The organism is Rhabdothermincola sp. (genome assembly GCF_036846205.1).
In the GTDB taxonomy this organism is placed as follows: Bacteria; Actinomycetota; Acidimicrobiia; order Acidimicrobiales; family Acidimicrobilacustridaceae; genus Rhabdothermincola.
Window position 1 is genome coordinate 1 of sequence record NZ_DAIUCK010000066.1, and the last position, 18,421, is coordinate 18,421.

The 18,421-nt window shown below is 70.9% G+C and carries 15 protein-coding genes; 5 read left to right on the forward strand and 10 right to left on the reverse strand.

Annotation, left to right across the window (positions count from 1 at the left end; translation table 11 throughout):
- The 5 genes from V7004_RS10510 to V7004_RS10530 all read right to left on the reverse strand — a co-directional run.
- On the reverse strand, window positions 1-477 hold a 477-nt coding region (locus V7004_RS10510; RefSeq protein WP_334143860.1), incomplete at its 3' end, for a glycine-rich protein.
- Between the two features lie 61 nt (window positions 478-538).
- Window positions 539-1,675 (reverse strand): iron-containing alcohol dehydrogenase family protein, encoded by a 1,137-nt coding sequence (locus V7004_RS10515; RefSeq protein ID WP_334143861.1) that lies wholly within the window; start codon window positions 1,673-1,675, stop codon window positions 539-541.
- A gap of 9 nt (window positions 1,676-1,684) precedes the next feature.
- A complete protein-coding gene (locus tag V7004_RS10520) occupies window positions 1,685-2,494 on the reverse strand; it encodes a PIG-L family deacetylase (protein WP_334143863.1) in 810 nt (269 codons plus the stop codon).
- A gap of 23 nt (window positions 2,495-2,517) precedes the next feature.
- Window positions 2,518-3,663, reverse strand: coding sequence for a CaiB/BaiF CoA transferase family protein (locus tag V7004_RS10525; RefSeq protein WP_334143864.1), 1,146 nt, complete (start codon window positions 3,661-3,663; stop codon window positions 2,518-2,520).
- Window positions 3,664-3,710: 47 nt separating this feature from the next.
- A complete protein-coding gene (locus V7004_RS10530; RefSeq protein ID WP_334143866.1) occupies window positions 3,711-4,595 on the reverse strand; it encodes an alpha/beta fold hydrolase in 885 nt (294 codons plus the stop codon).
- Between the two features lie 91 nt (window positions 4,596-4,686).
- On the opposite strand from V7004_RS10530, the gene galT reads away from it, so the two are divergent.
- Both galT and galK read left to right on the forward strand, forming a co-directional pair.
- Window positions 4,687-5,604 (forward strand): galactose-1-phosphate uridylyltransferase, encoded by a 918-nt coding sequence (galT, locus tag V7004_RS10535; RefSeq protein WP_334143867.1) that lies wholly within the window; start codon window positions 4,687-4,689, stop codon window positions 5,602-5,604.
- Complete coding sequence (galK, locus tag V7004_RS10540; RefSeq protein WP_334143868.1) at window positions 5,601-6,617, forward strand: galactokinase; 1,017 nt, start codon at window positions 5,601-5,603, stop codon at window positions 6,615-6,617. The genes galT and galK overlap by 4 nt, the downstream gene beginning before the upstream one ends.
- Here galK and V7004_RS10545 read toward each other — a convergent pair.
- From V7004_RS10545 to V7004_RS10555, 3 genes are read right to left on the reverse strand one after another with little or no spacing between them, the layout of a single operon-like run.
- Entirely contained in the window at window positions 6,598-7,311 is a 714-nt protein-coding gene (locus V7004_RS10545) for a helical backbone metal receptor (protein ID WP_334143869.1), read from the reverse strand. The two genes, galK and V7004_RS10545, sit on opposite strands and share 20 nt — an antisense overlap.
- Window positions 7,312-7,319: 8 nt before the next feature.
- Complete coding sequence (locus V7004_RS10550; RefSeq protein ID WP_334143871.1) at window positions 7,320-7,958, reverse strand: PH domain-containing protein; 639 nt, start codon at window positions 7,956-7,958, stop codon at window positions 7,320-7,322.
- Window positions 7,959-7,974: 16 nt separating this feature from the next.
- Window positions 7,975-8,322 (reverse strand): metallopeptidase family protein, encoded by a 348-nt coding sequence (locus V7004_RS10555; protein WP_334143873.1) that lies wholly within the window; start codon window positions 8,320-8,322, stop codon window positions 7,975-7,977.
- A gap of 105 nt (window positions 8,323-8,427) precedes the next feature.
- On the opposite strand from V7004_RS10555, the gene V7004_RS10560 reads away from it, so the two are divergent.
- Window positions 8,428-10,434: an ATP-dependent DNA helicase UvrD2 gene (locus tag V7004_RS10560; protein WP_334143875.1), complete on the forward strand. Its 2,007-nt coding sequence runs from the start codon at window positions 8,428-8,430 to the stop codon at window positions 10,432-10,434.
- A gap of 42 nt (window positions 10,435-10,476) precedes the next feature.
- On the opposite strand, the gene V7004_RS10565 is transcribed toward V7004_RS10560, so the two are convergent.
- Together V7004_RS10565 and V7004_RS10570 are read right to left on the reverse strand one after the other, a co-directional pair.
- Entirely contained in the window at window positions 10,477-11,250 is a 774-nt protein-coding gene (locus tag V7004_RS10565) for a PaaI family thioesterase (protein WP_334143876.1), read from the reverse strand.
- A 25-nt stretch (window positions 11,251-11,275) separates the two neighbouring features.
- A complete protein-coding gene (locus V7004_RS10570; RefSeq protein ID WP_334143878.1) occupies window positions 11,276-12,049 on the reverse strand; it encodes an exodeoxyribonuclease III in 774 nt (257 codons plus the stop codon).
- Between the two features lie 139 nt (window positions 12,050-12,188).
- On the opposite strand from V7004_RS10570, the gene V7004_RS10575 reads away from it, so the two are divergent.
- Both V7004_RS10575 and V7004_RS10580 read left to right on the forward strand, forming a co-directional pair.
- Window positions 12,189-14,729: an efflux RND transporter permease subunit gene (locus V7004_RS10575; RefSeq protein WP_334143879.1), complete on the forward strand. Its 2,541-nt coding sequence runs from the start codon at window positions 12,189-12,191 to the stop codon at window positions 14,727-14,729.
- A gap of 74 nt (window positions 14,730-14,803) precedes the next feature.
- Window positions 14,804-18,406, forward strand: coding sequence for a multifunctional oxoglutarate decarboxylase/oxoglutarate dehydrogenase thiamine pyrophosphate-binding subunit/dihydrolipoyllysine-residue succinyltransferase subunit (locus V7004_RS10580; RefSeq protein ID WP_334143881.1), 3,603 nt, complete (start codon window positions 14,804-14,806; stop codon window positions 18,404-18,406).
- The last annotated feature ends 15 nt before the right edge of the window (window positions 18,407-18,421 follow it).

Consider the following 18,421-nt stretch of genomic DNA (forward strand, 5'->3'; position numbering starts at 1 on the left):
GGAGTACGCGGCCCCACCGCCGCCGCCGGCGACCACCACCCGGTGAGCGAGCGAGGTGCCGCCCTGGCGGATGTCCGATGCGCCGCCACCACCGGCACCCGACGTGCCGAAGGTGAGGTAGCGGGTACCGCCGTCGCCGCCCCCGCCGAAGCCCCCCGCTCCAGGGGCCGAGATCTGGCTGTCGCCACCCCGGCAGCCGACGTTCACCTGGATGGTCTCGCCCGGCGTAACCGAGATCGTGGCCGTGGCCCGCCCGCCCAGACCTCCCGAGGAGGTGGTCGTGTCGCCACCGGCGGCTCCGTAGAGGTCGACGACCGCCTCGGTGACCCCGGCCGGCACGACCCAGCTCTGCACGGCACCGGTGCACGTAAAGGTCTCGATGATCGGGTCGGCGGCGCTGGCCGACGTAGTGGGGAGGCACATCGCGGCAGCGACGAGCGCTCCCGGCAGCACGATGCGAAGGGAATGCCTGTTCATCGAACCTCCTCCCGAATGGCCACGCGAAGCTACTTCGTCGCCGTGCGACCTGGCGATCCGCTCAGAACGCGGCCCGCAGGACCGCCAGCGCGTCGGCCTCGCTGACCGGGCGGGGGTTCAGCAGGACGTTGGGGTTCGACGGCGACAGCCGGGCCACCGCCTCGAGGTCCTCCTCGTGCACCCCGCACTCGGAGAGCCGCGTGGGTAGCCCCAGCCGGGCGACGAACGACGCCACGAACGCGGCGAGATCATCGCTGGCGCCCATCGCGTCGGACAGGGCGGCGATGGCCTCGGGTACCGCGCCCGCGTTGTACCGGATGGCATGCGGGAGGATGACGGCGTTGGCCAGGCCGTGCGGGATGCCGGTCCGCCCGCCGATGAGCTGCGACAGGCCGTGGTGGATGCCCATGGTGCCGTTCTGCAGGCAACGGCCTCCGAGCGCTGCTCCTTCCAACATGGTGGACCGCGCGGCCAGCTCGCCGGGACGCTCGACCACCGCCGGCAGCGCGCCGACGATGCGGCGGGCGCCAGCCAGCGCGATCGCTTCCGCCTCGGGGGTGCGCGAGGGGGACCACACGACCTCCACGCAGTGGGCGAGCGCGTTCATCCCCGTCTCCGCGCTGACCCGCGGCGGGGTCGCGACGGTGAGCTCGGGGTCGTACACCGCCGCCACGGGGGCGCACGACGGGCCGCCCGCACCCCGCTTCTGGCGAGTGTGGGGATCGGTCATCCCGAAGAACGGGGTCAGCTCCGCCCCCGAGTAGGTCGTGGGCACTGCCACGTGCGGCAGCATCGGGCGATCGGTCCAGGTGGTGGCGGGCATGCCGGCTTCCTGCTCGGCGAAGAAGTTCACCGCCTTGGCGGTGTCCGCGCAGGAGCCACCTCCGAAGGAGACCAGGCCGTCGACCCCGTCGCGGCGGGCCTGCAGCACCGCGGCCTGCACCACCGGCGCCGGCGCGTGCGAGGCCACCTCCGCGAAGGTGGAGGCCAGCGACGCCCCGAGCAGGCCGGTGAGGCGGCGTCCGTCGGCGGAGGCCAGCCGTCCGGCCGTGGTCACCAGCATGACCCGCCGCAGCCCCAGGGCCCGCAGCAGCTCGGGGACCTCCCGCACCGTGCCCGGCCCGAACACCAACCGCTGGGCGAGACCGGTGTGGGCCCATCCGGTTCCGGCGGGCGGTGCGTCGCCCTCGCTGCTCATCGATGACCCTCAGCGGAGCCCATCGAACAGGTCGGTGCGGTAGGGCTCGTCGGCGGGCCGGGGCCGACCGAGCTCGATGTACCACTCGGTGCCGAAGGCCGAGCAGAACGCCTCCTCGGGCATCTTCATGAAGAACGTCTCCGGGCCGATCTGACTGCGGTGAGCCTGCATCGAGGCTCTTTTGCGGGCCACCACGGGCCGGACGTCGATGGCGTGGGTGATGAGCGCCGCAGGCGAGCCGAAGTCATCGTCGATCTCCCGCTGGTCGGAATCCTCGGCCACTGCCGCCTCGAGCTGCGAGGCGGCCTCGCGCATCATCTCCAGGATGTGGTCCCGGTTCATGGTGGATTGGAACACCCGTGACACCCCGGCCCGCTCGGCCGCGAGCCTCCCGACCCGGTGCACCTGAATGTGGTCGGGGTGCCCGTAGCCCCCGTGGTCGTCGTAGATGGTCAGCACATCGGCGTGGACCTCGCGCAGCAGCTGCGCCAGCTGCTCGGCGGCCTCGCTGACATCGGCCTGCCAGAAGCAGCGCGGATCGTCGTTGGTGGGCTCGCCCATCATCCCCGAGTCGCGGTAGCCGAGGAACTCGACCCGGCCCGCGCCGAGGATGCCCGCGGATTCATGGGTCTCGCGCACCCGCCGCTGCCAGAGCTCCTCGCCGTCGGCGAGCACGCCCGGCTGCGGCTCACCCAGCTCACCCCGGGTGGCCACCACCAGCACGACGTCGTGGCCGGCGTCCGCAGCGAGCGCCATCGTGCCTGCGGTGGCGATGCTCTCGTCGTCGGGATGCGCGTGGAAGCACACCAGGGTCGCCATGGGGTCGAAGCCTAGGGGTGGCCTCAGGCGATCGCGCCGGCCTGGCGGAGCTCGGCCACCCGATCAGGGGCGAAGCCCCACTCGACGAGCGCCTCGTCGGTGTGCTGGCCGGGGAACGCCGGGGGCCGCTGGATCTCCGCCGGCGTGCGGGAGAAGCGTGGCGCGGGCGCGGGCTGCACGACCCCGTTTCGGGTGACGAAGGTGCCCCGGTGCTCGTTGTGCGGATGGTGAGGAGCTTCGGCCATCGACAGGACGGGCGCGAAGCACGCATCGGTGCCCTCCAGTAGCTCGCACCACTCGTCACGGGTCCTGGTACGGAAGATCTCGGCGAAGCGCTCCTTCATGGCCGGCCACTGGCTGCGGTCGTGCTGGCGGGGCATCGAGGGGTCATCGGCCAGTCCGAGCTTGTCGAGCAACGTGGCGTAGAACTGCGGCTCGAGGGAGCCGATCGACACGTACTTGCCGTCGGCGGTCTCGTACACCTCGTAGAAGTAGGCCCCGGTGTCGAGCAGGTTGGTGCCCCGCTCATCGTTCCAGATCCCCATGGCCCGGAAGGCGTGGAACATCGTCATCAGCACCGCGGCTCCGTCGACCATCGCCGCGTCGACCACCTGGCCCTCCCCGGAGCGCTGTGCCTCCAGCAGCGCGCACACCACCCCGAACGCGAGCAGCATCCCCCCGCCGCCGAAGTCGCCGACCAGGTTGAGCGGCGGGAGCGGCCGCTGCCCGGCCCGGCCGATGGGCTCCAGGGCGCCCGCCAAGGCGATGTAGTTGATGTCGTGGCCGGCCATCTGGGCGTAGGGGCCGTCCTGGCCCCAACCGGTCATGCGGCCGAACACCAGCTTCGGGTTGCGGGCCAGGCACACCTCGGGGCCGAAGCCGAGCCGCTCGCAGACCCCGGGGCGGAAGCCTTCGATCAGGGCGTCGGCCGACTCGACCAGGGTGAGCAGCGTCTCGACGCCGTCGGGATGCTTGAGGTCGAGCGCCACCGATCGCCGCCCCCGGTTGAGCACGTCGGCCGGGGGGTTGGCCGGGTCCCCGCCCACGACGCTCTGCGCCCGGTCGATGCGCAGCACGTCAGCCCCCATGTCGGCGAGCATCATGGCGCAGAAGGGCCCCGGGCCGATCCCCGCCAACTCGAGCACCTTCACCCCGGCGAGCGGTCCCACGCGTCGTCCTCCGTTCGTGTCTCGATGGTCTCGTCCCGATACGCCGGTCACGCCCCGGTGGCCCGCGAGGCCAGCGCGCACACGGCCTCCACGATGCGGGGCCAGTAGTGGGTGGGCAGGTCATGTCCCATGCCCTCGAGGATGAGCAGCTCCGCGCCCTCGAGGCATTCGGCCGTGCGCTCGCCACCGCTCACGTCGACCAGCGGGTCGGCGTCCCCGTGGATCACCAGAGCGGGCACCCGTAGCTGCCGCAGCGCCTCCGATCGGCTGCCCGACGCCAGGATGGCCAGCAGCTGGTGGGTGACCCCCTGGGGGTAGTAGCAGCGGTCGTACCACAGGGCCGCCCTGCGGCGAGCCCGGGCCTCGTCGAAGTACTCCGGGCTGCCGATTGCCCGGCTGTTGCGCACCGAGTGCTCGATGTAGGCCTCGCGCTCGGTGGGCGCGGGCTCCATCAGCACGTGCAGCACGTCCGGGTGGGGCATGCCCACGTCGGGGTCGCCGGTGGTGGACATGATCGAGGTGAGCGACAGCACTCGCTCCGGGTGGGCGATGGCCATCGACTGCACGATCATCCCGCCCATCGACGCGCCGAGCAGGTGAGCCCGGGTGATCCCGAGGGCGTCGAGCAGCCCCCACGCATCGGCGGCCATGTCAGCGAGCAGGTAGGGCGCATCCACCGGCCCGCCGGCGGCCGCGGCGCTCACGGCGGCCAGCAGGTCCACGTCGGGGGCGTCGATCTTGGTCGACAGCCCCACGTCGCGGTTGTCGAACCGGATGACGAAGAAGCCCCGGTCGACGAAGGCCTCGCAGAAGTCCTCGTCCCAGGAGATCATCTGCGCACCGAGGCCCATGACCAGCAACAGCGGTGGATCACCGGAGTTCCCGAAGGTCTCGTACTCGAGCTCGATCCCGTTGCTGGCCGCTCGTGGCATCCGCAGATCCTCGCCGTTGCTTGACCGTTCGGTCAAGAGCCGGCGCCGGCCGGCGAAGCCACCACCGGTGAGACGGCTAGCGTCCGACGCCGTGACCGGCGAGGCGGAGGCGAGAGGGATCGGGGCCGGAGCAGGCACGGCTCAGCACGCGCCCGCCGACCCGGGCTACCGGGTCGACCCCCTCACCGGCGACGAGGTGTACGTGGTCGCCAGCCGCCAGGGACGACCCAACCTGCCACCCGCGGGCTGCCCCTTCTGCCCCGGTGGGCTCGAAGCCCCCGACCCCTACGACGTCCGCTGGTTCCCCAACCGGTGGCCGGTCTTCCCTGACGAGCGGTGCGAGATCGTGCTCTACACCCCCCGCCACGACGCGGCCTTCTGGGAGCTGAGCCTGCCCGAAGCCCGCAAGGTGGTGGACCTGTGGGCCGACCGCACCGCCGCGCTCGGCGCCCGCGACGGCGTCGACTACGTGCTCGTGTTCGAGAACCGCGGCCCGGAGGTGGGGGCCACGATCGCCCACCCCCACGGGCAGATCTACGCCTTCGACCGGGTGCCGCCGCGGGCCCGCACCGAGCTGGCCCGTCCGTCGGGTCCAGCGCTGGGGGACGAGGCGATCGGCGACCGGCTGGTGGCCTCGGGCGGCGGCTGGCGGGCGTGGGTGCCGTGGGCGGCCAACTGGCCCTACGAGCTGCTGCTCGCCACCGACACCCGGGTACCCGACCTGCCCTCACTCGACGACCGGGGTCGTGACGGGCTCGCGGCCATCCTGCTCGACGTGCTGGCCCGGCTCGACCGGCTCTTCGACGAGCCGATGCCCTACATGATGTGGTTCCACCAGCGGCCCACCGACGGCGGCGAGTGGCCCGAGGCGTGGCTCCATCTCCACGTGGCCCCGCTGCACCGCGCCCCGGGAACCCAGCGCTTCGTGGCCGCCGGCGAGCTCGGGAGCCAGATCTACTTCAACCCCGTCGACCCCGCCGAGGCCGCGGCTCGCCTCCGCCAGGCATGAGCGGGCAGCGGGTGCGTGCCCGCGCCCCGGGGCGGGTCAACCTGATCGGCGACCACACCGACTACGCCGGTGGCCTCGCGGTCCCCATGGCCATCGATCTGGAGACCGTCGTGACCGGCACGCGGGGCGGCGGCCGGGTGCACCTGCGATCGGCGAACGAGCCGTTGCCCGCCGACGTGCCGCTGGAGGTCGCCGATCCCGTGGCGGTCGATCCACCCTGGGCCCGCTACCTCGCGGGTGTGGTGGCCGAGATGCGACCCCCGCTGGGCTTCACCGGAGAGGTGTCCTCCACCGTCCCGGTCGGCAGCGGGCTGTCGTCCAGCGCCGCGCTCGAGGTGTCGGTCGCGCTGGCGCTGGGCTACGAGGGCGACCCGCTCGGGCTGGCCCGCCTGTGCCAGCGGGCCGAGCAGCGCGCCAGCGGCGTACCGAGCGGCATCATGGACCAGCTCACGTCGATCCTCGGCCGGGCCGGCCACGCCCTGGTCATCGACTTCGCCACCCTCACCGTGACCGAGATCGGCCTTCCCCCGGACATCGAGATCGTGGTCGTGCACTCGGGCCAACCCCGCGCCCTGGCGGGCTCGGCCTACGCCGATCGCCGACGCGATGTCGAGCGTGCCATCGCCGAGCTGGGCCCGCTGCGCGACCGGCCTGCCAGCGACGCCGACACCCTCACCGATCCGGTGCTGCGACGCCGGGCCCGCCACGTCATCGGCGAGAACGCGAGGGTGCTCGATTTCGCGGGCGCGCTGGCGCGGGGCGAGTTGCGCGAAGCCGGCGCGCTGATGGTCGAGAGCCACCGCAGCCTGCGCGACGACTTCGAGGTCTCCACGCCGGTGCTCGACGAGCTGGTGGCGCGGCTGCTGGCCGCGCCCGGGGTGCTCGGCGCCCGGTTGACCGGCGCCGGCTTCGGTGGCTGCGTGGTGGCGCTCGGCGAGCCCGGGGCGCTGGCAGGTGAAGGCTGGCACGTGCACGCCAGCGACGGCGCCACCGTCACCGTCGAGGGTGGCTGAGCACCCCCTGGTCACGGAGCAGCCGACCCAGCCGGTCGAGCGCCCCCGGGGTGCGGACCCCCCACCAGAACAGATCCCGGCCGTCGACGAACACCACCGGCGCCACCGCCTCCAGCTCCGCGCGGTGCCGCGCCCCGAAGGGGTAGGGCTCCGACGGCGCGAGCACGACGTCGGGGCGCCGAGCCGCGACCTCCTCGAGGGTCACCTGCGGATAGCGCGAGCGGTCGTCGAACACGTGACCGAGACCGAGATGGCGGAGCACCGACGCGCCGTAGCAGTCGCCACCGATCGTCATCCACGGCCGGCGCCAGATCGGCACGAACGCTCGCCGCTCGACCGCGTCCGGCTCACCAACCTCGGACAAATCATCGATGTGCAGGTCCTCCGCGTCCATCCCCACCGCACCGGCCAGCTCACGCATCGCCGCTCCCACGTCGCCCACCGAGCCCACCCGCACCACGTGCACCGGCACCCCCGCCGCCACCAGCGCATCCGCATCCTGGCGACGGTTCTCCTCGTCGTTCATCACCACCAGGTCCGGTGCCAACCCGACGATCGCCGCGACATCCGGGTCCTTCGTACCGCCGACCTGCGACAGTCCGGGCTGCTCGCAGAAGCGGGTCACCGCCACCGGCACGACCCCCCAGGCCAGCAGGGTCTCGGTCACCGACGGGACGAGCGAGACCACCCGCACGCCGGCACCTACATGCGACCCAGCAGCTCGGCCTTCTTGGCCTCGAACTCCTCTGGGGTCAGGTGGCCCTGGTCGCGCAGCTGCGCGAGTTGGGCGATCTGCTCCGGGATGGAGGGAGCCGCAGGCGCCGAGGTGTGCACGTTGATGCCCTGCGCCACCCGGTCGAACTTGCGGTTCTCGTTGTTCTCCATCTGGATGTAGATCTCGTTCTGCACCCGGTTGGGCTTGCGGATGTTCTCGAACTCCGAGACCCCCGCGATGCTGGCTGAATCGACCTTGAGGTCACCGAGCCCGAGAGCCCGCTCCCAGATCTTCTGCGAGAAGTGGATGGCGTTGATCGACTCGAGCGGGATCTCCACCCCTCGCTTGGCCACGATCCCTGAGCGGTAGATGACCCGGTCGCTGGTCAACACGAAGTGGGTGGTCACGAGCTGCAGGTACCGCACCCCGAACCAGACCAGGTTGGCCAGCAGGACCACCGCGATCAGGTAGTTGATCGGCCCTTTCCACCCGTCGATGACCGCCCACAGGCCCAGGGCCAGCACCACGGCGAGGGCGGCGATCGACGGGGTGATGGTCCACCAGTGCGGGTGGAGGTCGAGGACGAGCTCCTCGTTGGGGTGGAGGTTCTCCTCGGGATAGGGCACCACACGAGCGTACCGCTCAGGCCCATCCGAGCTCGGCGAGCCGGTCGTCGTCGATCCCGAAGTGGTGGGCCACCTCGTGCACCACGGTGATCCGTACCTGCTCCACGACCTCGGCTTCCGACGAGCAGCTCCGCAGGATCGGCTGGCGGAAGATGGTGATCCGGTCAGGCATCGCCCCGCCCACGCCGTACTCGGCCCGCTCGGTCAGGGGGATGCCCTGGTAGAGCCCGAGCAGGTTCGGATCGACCGCCCGGTCCTCGACCAGCACCACCACGTTGTCCATGTGCTTCGCCAGCGCGGCGGGGATGGTGTCCAGTGCATCGGCCACCAGTTCCTCGAAGCGGGCTTCCGGGATGTCGATCACGGTCGTGCCCTCACCGTCGCTGCAGGCTAGCGATACCTCCGGGGATGCACTGCCCCGTCGGGCCGTCCATCACGCTGTCAGGGGTCGTCGGTAAGGTCGGCGCCGGTGGATGCCCGAGACCTCCTCGACGGGTTGAACGACAGCCAGCGTCGAGCCGTGACCAGCCCGGCTCAGCCCTTGTGCGTCCTCGCGGGCGCCGGATCCGGCAAGACCCGGGTGCTCACCCGGCGGATCGCCTGGCGAGCCGCCACCGGCGACCTCGACCCTCGCCACGTGCTCGCGCTGACCTTCACCCGCAAGGCTGCCGGCGAGCTGACCCAACGGCTCCGGCAGCTCGGTCTGCGCGAGACGGTGGCCGCGGGGACCTTCCATGCGGTGGCCTTCGGCCAGCTTCGCCAACGCTGGGCCGACCGCGGGGTGCGGCCACCTGAGCTCCTCGACCGGAAAGTGCCCTTCGTCGCTCGCTTGCTGCCAGCGGGCGCGACCGGGAGCACCGCGGCGCTCGATACGGTGAGCGAGATCGAGTGGGCGAAAGCCCGCCTCGTCGAGCCTGCCGGCTACGTCGGCGCGGTGCGAGCGGCCGGGCGCCGGCCGAGCGTCGACCCGACGGTGGTGGCCGAGGCCTACGATCGTTACGAGCAGGAGAAGCGCCGCCAGCGGTTGGTCGACTTCGACGACCTGCTGGGGCTGTGCCGGCGCGACCTGCAGCGCGACGAAGAGTTCGCTCGCGCTCAGCGCTGGCGGTTCCGGCACCTCTTCGTCGACGAGTTCCAGGACGTCAACCCGCTCCAGCACGCCCTGCTCGACGCCTGGTGCGGCGAGCGGGCCGACCTGTGCGTGGTCGGCGACCCGAACCAGGCGATCTACGGGTGGAACGGTGCCGACCCGGCGCTGCTGGACAGCTTCGCTGACCGCCACCCCGGCACCGAGGTCGTCCGCTTGGCCGACAACTACCGCTCGACCCCGCAGATCCTCGCGGTCGCCAACGCCCTGCTTCCCGCCAGAGGGCAAGGGGGCGCGCTGCGGGCCCACCGGCCCGACGGACCGGTCCCGGCGCTCCGCTCGTTCCCCCACGAACGAGCCGAGGCCGCGGCCATCGCCCGGGCGGTGCGCGACCACCACCGCCCGGGAGCCCGGTGGGCGTCGCAGGCGGTGCTGGTACGCACCAACGGGCAGATCGCGCTGCTCGAGGAGGCCTTCCGCGCCGCCCGGGTCCCGTTCCGGGTCCGTGGCGACGGCTCCCTGCTCGACCAGCCCGACGTGAAGGCCCGGTTACGCGAGCTGCGCCAGACCGCCCGCGAGCTGCCCGCCGTGGTCGCCGATCTGGAGGCCGCCGCTGCCGAGCTGCGGGCCGCGGACGACGACGCCAGCGCCGAGCGGGCTGGCAATCTCGAGGCCCTGGTGCAGCTCGCCCGCGACTACGCCGCGCTCGACCCCGCTGGTTCGGTCGAGGGCTTCCTGGCGTGGCTCCGCACCACCACCCGATCCGACCAGCCCGACGCGGGCGGCGACGCCGTCGAGATCGCCACCTTCCACGCCGCGAAGGGCCTCGAGTGGCCGATCGTGCACATCGCCGGGCTCGAACAGGGACTCGTGCCCATCGCCCACGCCCGCACCCCGGCCGCGCTCGCCGAAGAGCGCCGCCTGCTCTATGTCGCCGTCACCCGAGCCGAGCAGCAGCTCCTGTGCAGCTGGGCGAAGCAGCGCACCTACGGCGAGCGCACCGTGCCCCGCGAGCCCTCGCCCTACCTCGAGGCGATCACCGCGGCGTGCGAGCGACTCCGCAACGGCCCGAGCCGGGTCCACCCGACCACGCGCTCCCCCACCGGACGCGACCGATCCGGAGCCCGGCCACGGACGACCACCAGCCGAGCCGATCTGGACGAGCCGGAGGTGGAGCTGCTCGACGTGTTGAAGGCCTGGCGGGCCGCGCAGGCGAAAGCTGCCGCGGTGCCCGCCTACGTGATCTTCCACGACCGCACGCTGGAGGCGCTGGCGGCCGCCCGTCCCCGCACCCACACCGAACTGCTCGCGTTGCCGGGCATGGGGCCGGTCAAGGTGAGCCGGTGGGGAGACGAGCTGCTCGAGATCATGTCGCGAGCGACCCGCTGAACCACGGACCTGCCACGGCAGGGGCCGGGGCTCCCCGGGCGGTCAACGGGCGTGCAGCCTCGCCTGCTCGCTCCGCTCCCGGTGGGCCTTCAGCTCCGCGAACTTCTCCACCCCCACCGAGATGAACAGGCCCTCGGCCTCGGCGCACAGCCGTTCCCCGGCGTACAGCTCCCCTCGGGTGAAGATCTTGCGGCCCTCGACCCGCAGCAGCTCACCGATGAAGCGCAGCTCGGTGTGCAACGGGGTGGGGCTGCGGTAGACGATCGTGAGCGTGCCGGTCATGCCTGGAGCGCCCGACAGCGACTGGGTGGCCCCCAGCACCTCGTCGAACGCCCCCGCCACGTACCCGCCGTGCACGCAACCGGGTGGTCCTTCGTAGGCGGAGCCGAATACCACCCGCCCGTGCACCCTGCCCTCGATCTCCTGCAGGTAGATCGGCGGGGCGAGCGGGTTGGCCCGCCCGATGAAGGGGCTGTGCTCGAACGGGGCATGCGGGTCACCACCCGCGTTGGCCGCCTCGGCGAAACCCTCGTAGCGGGTGCCCTCGCGCAGGTGGTCGAACGTCAGGGCCACCCGTGCCAGCTGATCGGCCGCGTCAATGATCGCCTCGGTGGGGGCCGCGGTGGCCACCAGGCGCTCGATGATGATCCGCATGGAGTCCGCCAGCCGGCGCATCTCCACGCGGCGGGTGTCCATCTCCGAGACCGGGGGCTCCTGCCAGCGGCTGTACAGCGCGGATCGCAGGGCTTCAGCCGGGGAGGAGCCGCCGGGGGACACCGGCTCGCCCGTCGGATCCTGGATGGGGTCGTCAGTCACCCCGACATCGTGGCCCGGCTGGTGCTCACAGGGCGAGATCGACCACCACCGGTGCGTGATCCGATGGCGATCTGCCCTTGCGAGCGTCACGGTCGATGTGCGCTTCGGTAACCCTGGCGGCGAGCGACTCGGCCGCCAGCACCAGGTCGATACGCATCCCCTTCCCCTGGTGGAAGTGACCGGCGCGGTAGTCCCACCAGGAGAACACCCCACCCTCGGGGTGCTGATCCCGGAACACGTCCCGCAAGCCTGATGCCAACAGGCGCTGGAGCGCAGCCCGCTCGGGCGGGCTCACGTGCGTGGCGCCCACGAACGCCTCCGGGTCCCACACGTCGCGGTCGTCGGGGGCGACGTTGAAGTCCCCGCAGAGCACCAGGTTGGCGCGCCGGCGCTCACGGGTCTCCACCACCGAGGCGAGCCGATCCAACCACCGGAGCTTGTACTCGTAGTGCTCACTGCCCACCGCCCGCCCGTTGGGCACGTAGCAGCTCGCGACCCGCAACGGCCCACACGTCGCCCACAACAACCGGGCCTCGGCGTCTTCCGGTGCCCCGTCGCCGAAGCCCGCGACGACGTCCTCCAAGCCCAGCCGGCTCACGATCGCCACCCCGTTCCACCGGCCCTCCCCGTGATGGGAGCTCTCGTAGCCCAGCGCGTGGAACGCCAACCCCGGGAACGACGCGTCGGATGACTTCGTCTCCTGCAGGCACACCACGTCCGGCTGGTTGGCGACGATCCACTCCTCCACCCGGGCGAGGCGCGCCTTGAGCGAGTTGACGTTCCAGGTGGCCAGCCGCATCGACCGGCAGCCTAGGCGTGGCCCGCCCCTCGACCGCGAGACGTGCCACACCGAATCCTTTTGGTCAGCCGTCTCGGGACTTTCGACCGTGCTCATCGTGCGCGCCGATCGCTACGGTTGCGCCCGAACGGGGGAAACGATGACCGACACCCGGAACTTCACCAGGATGCAGCGCTTCTGGTCCTGGCTGGCTGTGTGGCTCGGCAAGCACGCAGGCTTGGTCACCCTCGGCGGACTGTTGCTCACCCTCCTGCTCGGCTACGGCACCACGAAGCTGCAGTTCGCCACCGGCCAGGACAGCTACCTCAACCCCAGCGACCAGATCGCCATCGACAACATCGCCTACCAGGACCTCTTCGGTGGTCAGGCGATGCTGGTGATGCTGACCGCGGACGAGGGCACCACCATCGACCAGATGATGACCCCGGCCAACATCCGCGAGCTCGACCGGATCCAGCGAGAGCTCCAAGCCCGGCCGGACCTCGTCACCGCGGTGGTCACGCCGGTCACCGCCCTGCGGTGGAGCGAGAACCTGCTCACCCGCCGCCCCGACGGCCAGCCCGCGACCAACCCGACCGACAGCGCGGTTGGCCAGGCGACACTCGCCGCGCTGGAGCGGGAGCCGACCGAAGCCGGGCGAGCCGCCCGCCAGGCGGACTCCCTCCGGACGCTCGCCCGTCTCGACGCCATCCCCGCCGGCCAGCGCACCCTCGACAACCCCGCCTGGGTCGACCTGTTGCTCTACGACAACCAGGGCAACATCCGGCGGGCCCAGCAGGCCGTGTTCACGGACCGACAGCACGCCTTCATCGTCGTGCGCCTGGTGGGTAACGCCTCGATCGACGTGGAGGGAGAAGGCAGCGTCCTGGTGCGCGACGTGATCGGCGGGGCCCGGTTCGAGGGCGGCTCGGCCACGGTCACCGGCGCACCGATCCTGCTCAAGGACATCAACGACTACCTCACCGGCGGGATGCTCCAGCTCGGGGCCATCGCGGTGGTGATCATGGCCATCATCCTGCTGGTGAGCTTCGACGTGCGCTGGAAGCTCTTACCGCTCGCGGTGGTCCTGGTGGGTGTGGTGTGGGCCTTCGGCCTCGCCGGCTACCTGGGCATCCCGTTGTCGCTGGTCACCATCGCGGGTCTGCCGATCCTGCTAGGCATCGGCATCGACTACGCCATCCAGATGCATGCCCGAGTCGAAGAGGAAGTCGTCATCGACCGGGACCCACACCCGATCCAGGAGACGGCCCGCAACCTCGGGCCCGCCCTGCTCGGCGTGGTGCTCTACTCGGTGGCCGCCATGGCCGCCCTACGGTTCGCCCTGGTGCCCATGGTCCGGGCATTCGGCCTGCTGCTCGCCATCGGCATCGCCGTGGTGTGCCTGGCGAGCATCGTCCTGCCACTCGCGGTGCTGGGGGCGCGCGAGTACCGCTCCCCCACCCGGGGACGCGACTACCGGGAGGGGGCACTCTCCCGGTTCGTGGTGAGGCTCGGGAACCTCCCCGTCTGGGTCGCCCCCGCCTTCGCCGTGGCGAGCATCGCCGTGTTGCTGGGGGGGGTGGCCGTCGAGGACCGCATCAAGTTGCAATCCGATCCCGTGCAATGGGTCGACCAGAGCTCCCAGTCGATCCGCGACTATCGGCAGGTCGAGAACGAGACGGGATCCAGCTCCGAGCTGGGCATATTCATCGAGAGCGACGACATCTTCTCCGACGACACCGTCGAGTTCATCTGGCGGTACGCGAACGAACTCCTGGCCACCCACGACGAGCTGCTCACCGCATCGAGCCTGGTCACCACCATCGGGTACGCGACCGAGGTCCCGGGCGCCACACCACTGGCGCCCCGCGCCGAGGACGTGTGGGCCGGCTATGCGCTCGCCCCTCCTGACATCCAACGGTCGATGCTCGACCCCGAAGCGAACGCAGCCAACCTCATCTATCGCTACGCACCGACGAGCCTCGAGGCCCGCGCCGTTGTCATCGACCAGATCAAAGCGCAGACCGATCCGCCACCCGGCGTGCGAGCCACTCCCTCCGGTCTGGCCACGGTCGGCGTCGGTCTGCTCCAGAACCTGCGAGCCAACCGGGTCCTGCTCACCTACCTGGCGATCCTCTTCGTCGGTGTGCTGGTCGCCCTGCGGATGCGCAGCGTCATCCGCTCGCTGCTGACGTTGATACCCGTGCTGATCGCGGTCGGAGGGACGTCACTGGCAGTGTGGGCCTTCGGCCTCCGACTCAGCCCGATGACCGCCGTAGGCGGCCCACTGGTCACCGCTGCCTGCACCGAGTTCACCTCATTGATGTTGTTGCGCTTCCTCGAGGAGCGGCGCCGCGGCTTCTGGCCCCGCCAGGCTGGACGGGTGGCATCGGCCCGCACCGGGCGAGCCTTCGTGGTCTCCGCGCTCACCACCATGACCGGCGTGGGCGTGATCGCCACCTCGCAGCTCCCCCTGCTGCGTGACTTCGGCATCGTCGTCGCGGTGAACATCACCGTGGCCCTGCTCGCGGCACTCATCGTGCTCCCTCCGCTGCTGGTGTGGGCCGACCAGCGCGGCTGGGTCTCCCGGGGCCTGATCCCCGACGGCATCCTGCGAGCCACGACACCCCGCCTTGCCGGCCGGCCCGAGCCTGAGGCGCTGCCCGACGAGGAGCGGTACCGCGAACCGTCAGCGCGCTGAGCGTCGGGAACCCCGAGCCCTGCCCGGCTTCCCACCCTCACGGCAGCGGATGGCGCGCCGGTAGGATCGGGCTCGTGTCCGGGACGCCGCCCCCCAGCACCATCGGACCCAACGCCTGGCTCGTCGACGAGATGTACGAGCGCTACGTCGCTGATCCGAGTTCGGTGAGCGAGAGCTGGCGGGAGTTCTTCCACGACTATCAACCGATGAGCGGAGGCGGCGCTGACGGTGGCCGCACCAGCACCGAGGCCGCCGCACCGACCCGCGAGTCCCCGCGCGCGGTGAGCGCCGAGCCTGGAACGAACGGCGGTGCCCAGCCCGGCGAGGCGCTGCGAGGCGCGGCGGCCCGGATCGCAGCGAACATGCGGGCCAGCCTGGAGGTGCCCACCGCCACCAGTTTCCGTGACGTGCCGGCCCGGCTGCTCGAGGTGAACCGGTCCATCATCAACGGCTACCTCGAGCGCAAACAGCTGGGGAAGGTGTCGTTCACCCACCTGATCGGCTACGCGGTGGTGCGGGCGATCTCCGGTTCGGTGCCGGTGATGAACTCCACCTACGTGGAGGGGCCCGACGGCACGCCCCGGGTGGTGCGCCACGAGCACGTAGGTCTGGGTCTGGCGGTGGACGTCGAACGTCCTGACGGTTCCCGCACCCTGCTCGTCCCGTGCATCCGCGACGCCGACACCCTCGACTTCCGGGGCTTCTGGGTCGCGTACGAGGAGCTCATCCGCAAGGTCCGCGGCAACAAGCTCTCCCCCGACGACTTCACGGGCGTGACCGTCACGCTGACCAACCCCGGCACCATCGGGACGGTGCAGTCGGTCCCCCGCCTGATGCCCGGGCAGGGAGTCATCGTGGGTGTCGGCGCGCTGGGCTACCCGGCGGAGTACGAAGGCGCGGACCCAGCGACCCTGGCGGACCTTGGCGTGTCGAAGGTGATGACGCTCACCTCGACCTACGACCATCGCATCATCCAGGGCGCGGAGTCCGGGCTGTTCCTGAGGCGGGTGCACGAGCTCCTGCTCGGCCAGGACGGCTTCTACGCCGAGGTGTTCCGTTCGCTCGGCGTCCCCTACCGGGCGGTGGCCTGGCGGCGGGACGTCAACCCGGTCGACCGCGAGCAGGCCATGCTCGGCAAGCAGATGCAGGTCCAGGCGCTGGTGAACCAGCACCGGGTGCGGGGACACCTGATCGCCGATCTCGACCCGCTGGCGGTCGAAGAACCCCAGATGCACCCCGAGCTCGACCCCGCGACCTACGGACTCACCATCTGGGACCTCGACCGGGAGTTCCTCACGGGAGGCATCGGGGGGCGGGAACGGATGCGCCTCGGTGACCTGCTGCACCTGCTGCGCGACGCCTACTGCCGATCCATCGGCATCGAGTACATGCACATCTCGGAGCCGGCCGAGAAGCGCTGGATCCAGGAGCACGTCGAGGGCGTCGAGGTGGAGCTGACCCGAGCCGAGAAGCGCCACATCCTCGAGCGGCTCAACGCGGCCGAGGCGCTGGAGCGGTTCCTGGCCACCAAGTACGTGGGGCAGAAGCGCTTCGGCGTCGACGGCGGCGAGAGCGCGATCCCGATCCTCGACGCCATCCTCTCCGAAGCAGCCGATGCACACCTGCACTCGGTGACCATGGGCATGGCCCATCGGGGCCGGCTCAACGTGCTGGTGAACATCGTCGGCAAGAGCTACGAGCAGCTGTTCAACGAGTTCGAGGGCAACCTCGACCCCGATTCGATCCAGGGATCCGGCGACGTGAAGTACCACCTGGGTCAGACCGGCACGTTCGTGAGCCCGGCGGGCAACGAGATCCCCGTGGAGCTGGCGGCGAACCCCTCGCACCTCGAAGCCGTCGATCCGGTGGTCGTCGGCATGGCGAGGGCCCGCATGGACAGCATCGAAGCGCCGGGCGACCATCCCGCCTATCCCGTGCTGCCACTGCTCATCCACGGTGACGCGGCGTTCGCCGGGCAGGGCGTGGTGGCCGAGACGCTCAACCTCTCGCAGATCAAGGGCTACCGGGTCGGGGGCACGATCCACCTGATCATCAACAACCAGCTCGGCTTCACCACCCCACCGACCGCGGCGCGGTCGTCGGAGTACGCCACCGACGTGGCCAAGATGGTCCAGGCGCCGATCTTCCACGTCAACGGTGACGACCCCGAGGCGTGTGTGCGGGTCGCCCGTCTGGCGTTCGCCTACCGGCAGGCGTTCCACAAGGACGTCGTCATCGACATGCTGTGCTACCGGCGGCATGGGCACAACGAAGCCGACGATCCGAGCTACACCCAGCCGTTGATGTACAAACGCATCGACGCCCGCCGATCGGTGCGCAAGCTCTACACCGAAGCGCTGGTGAAGCGTGGGGACATCTCACTGGAGGAGGCCGAGGCGGCGCTGGACGATTTCCAGCACCGCCTGCAGGCTGCCCTCGAGGAGACCCGCGCCCAGGCGCCACCGAAGGCGAGCAGCTTCCGCACGCGGGCACCGGTCGGGGTGCTGCCGCACGTCGAAACCGGTGTCGACCGGGCGGTGCTCGACGAAGTGGTGCGCGCGCTCGACACGGTACCGGAGGGCTTCCACCTGCACCCCAAACTGGTGAAGCAGTTCGAGGCCCGCAGGAAGCTCTACGAGGGTGGAGAGGCCGACTGGGCGTTGGGTGAGGCACTGGCGTTCGGCACCCTGCTGCACGAAGGGACCTCGGTACGCCTCACCGGCCAGGACTCCCGCCGTGGCACCTTCTCCCACCGGCATGGCGTGCTCGTCGACTACGAGACCGAAGACGAGTACACGCCGCTGCAGCAAGTGGCTCGTCATGGTGCCCACTTCTGGTTGTACGACTCACTGCTTTCGGAGTTCGCTGCCCTCGGCTTCGAGTACGGGTACTCGGTCGCCAACAAGGACGCGCTGGTCATCTGGGAGGCGCAGTTCGGGGACTTCGCCAACGGCGCCCAGACGATCATCGATCAGTTCATCGTGGCGGCAGAGGACAAGTGGGACCAGACCTCAGGCCTGGTGATGTTCCTCCCCCATGGCTACGAGGGTCAGGGCCCGGAGCACTCCTCGGCCCGCATCGAACGGTTTCTCACGCTCGCGGCCGACGACAACATCCAGTGCTGCAACCCCACCACCGCGGCCCAGCTCTTCCATCTCCTGCGCCGGCAGGTGCGCCGCCAGGTTCGCAAGCCACTCGTGGTGTTCACCCCGAAGTCGCTGCTGCGGGCCAAGGCCTCCCGATCGCCGGTCGCCGCCTTCACCGGCGGTTCGTTCGAGGAGGTGCTCGACGACCCACGGGTCGCGGACCCCTCGTCGGTGCGCCGGGTCGTGCTCGCATCGGGGAAGGTGGCGGTCGAGGCGGAGGCCGAACGTGAACGCCGGGGAGCTCCCGTGGCGATCGCTCGGGTCGAGCAGCTGTACCCCTGGCCCTTCGACGGTGTCGCACGGGTGCTCGCGCGCTACCCGAACGCCCGGGAGGTCGTGTGGCTGCAAGAGGAGCCCGAGAACATGGGGGCCTGGAACGCCATCAAAGGCCGGCTCTACGAGTCCCATGGTGAGACGCACTCGATCCGCCGGGTGAGCCGGGTCGAATCGGGCAGTCCTGCCGCTGGCGCATCGGTGATCCACCTCCAAGAGCAGTCGGCGCTCCTGGAGGACGCCTTCGCCGGACTCTGACCGCCCTCCCCTTCT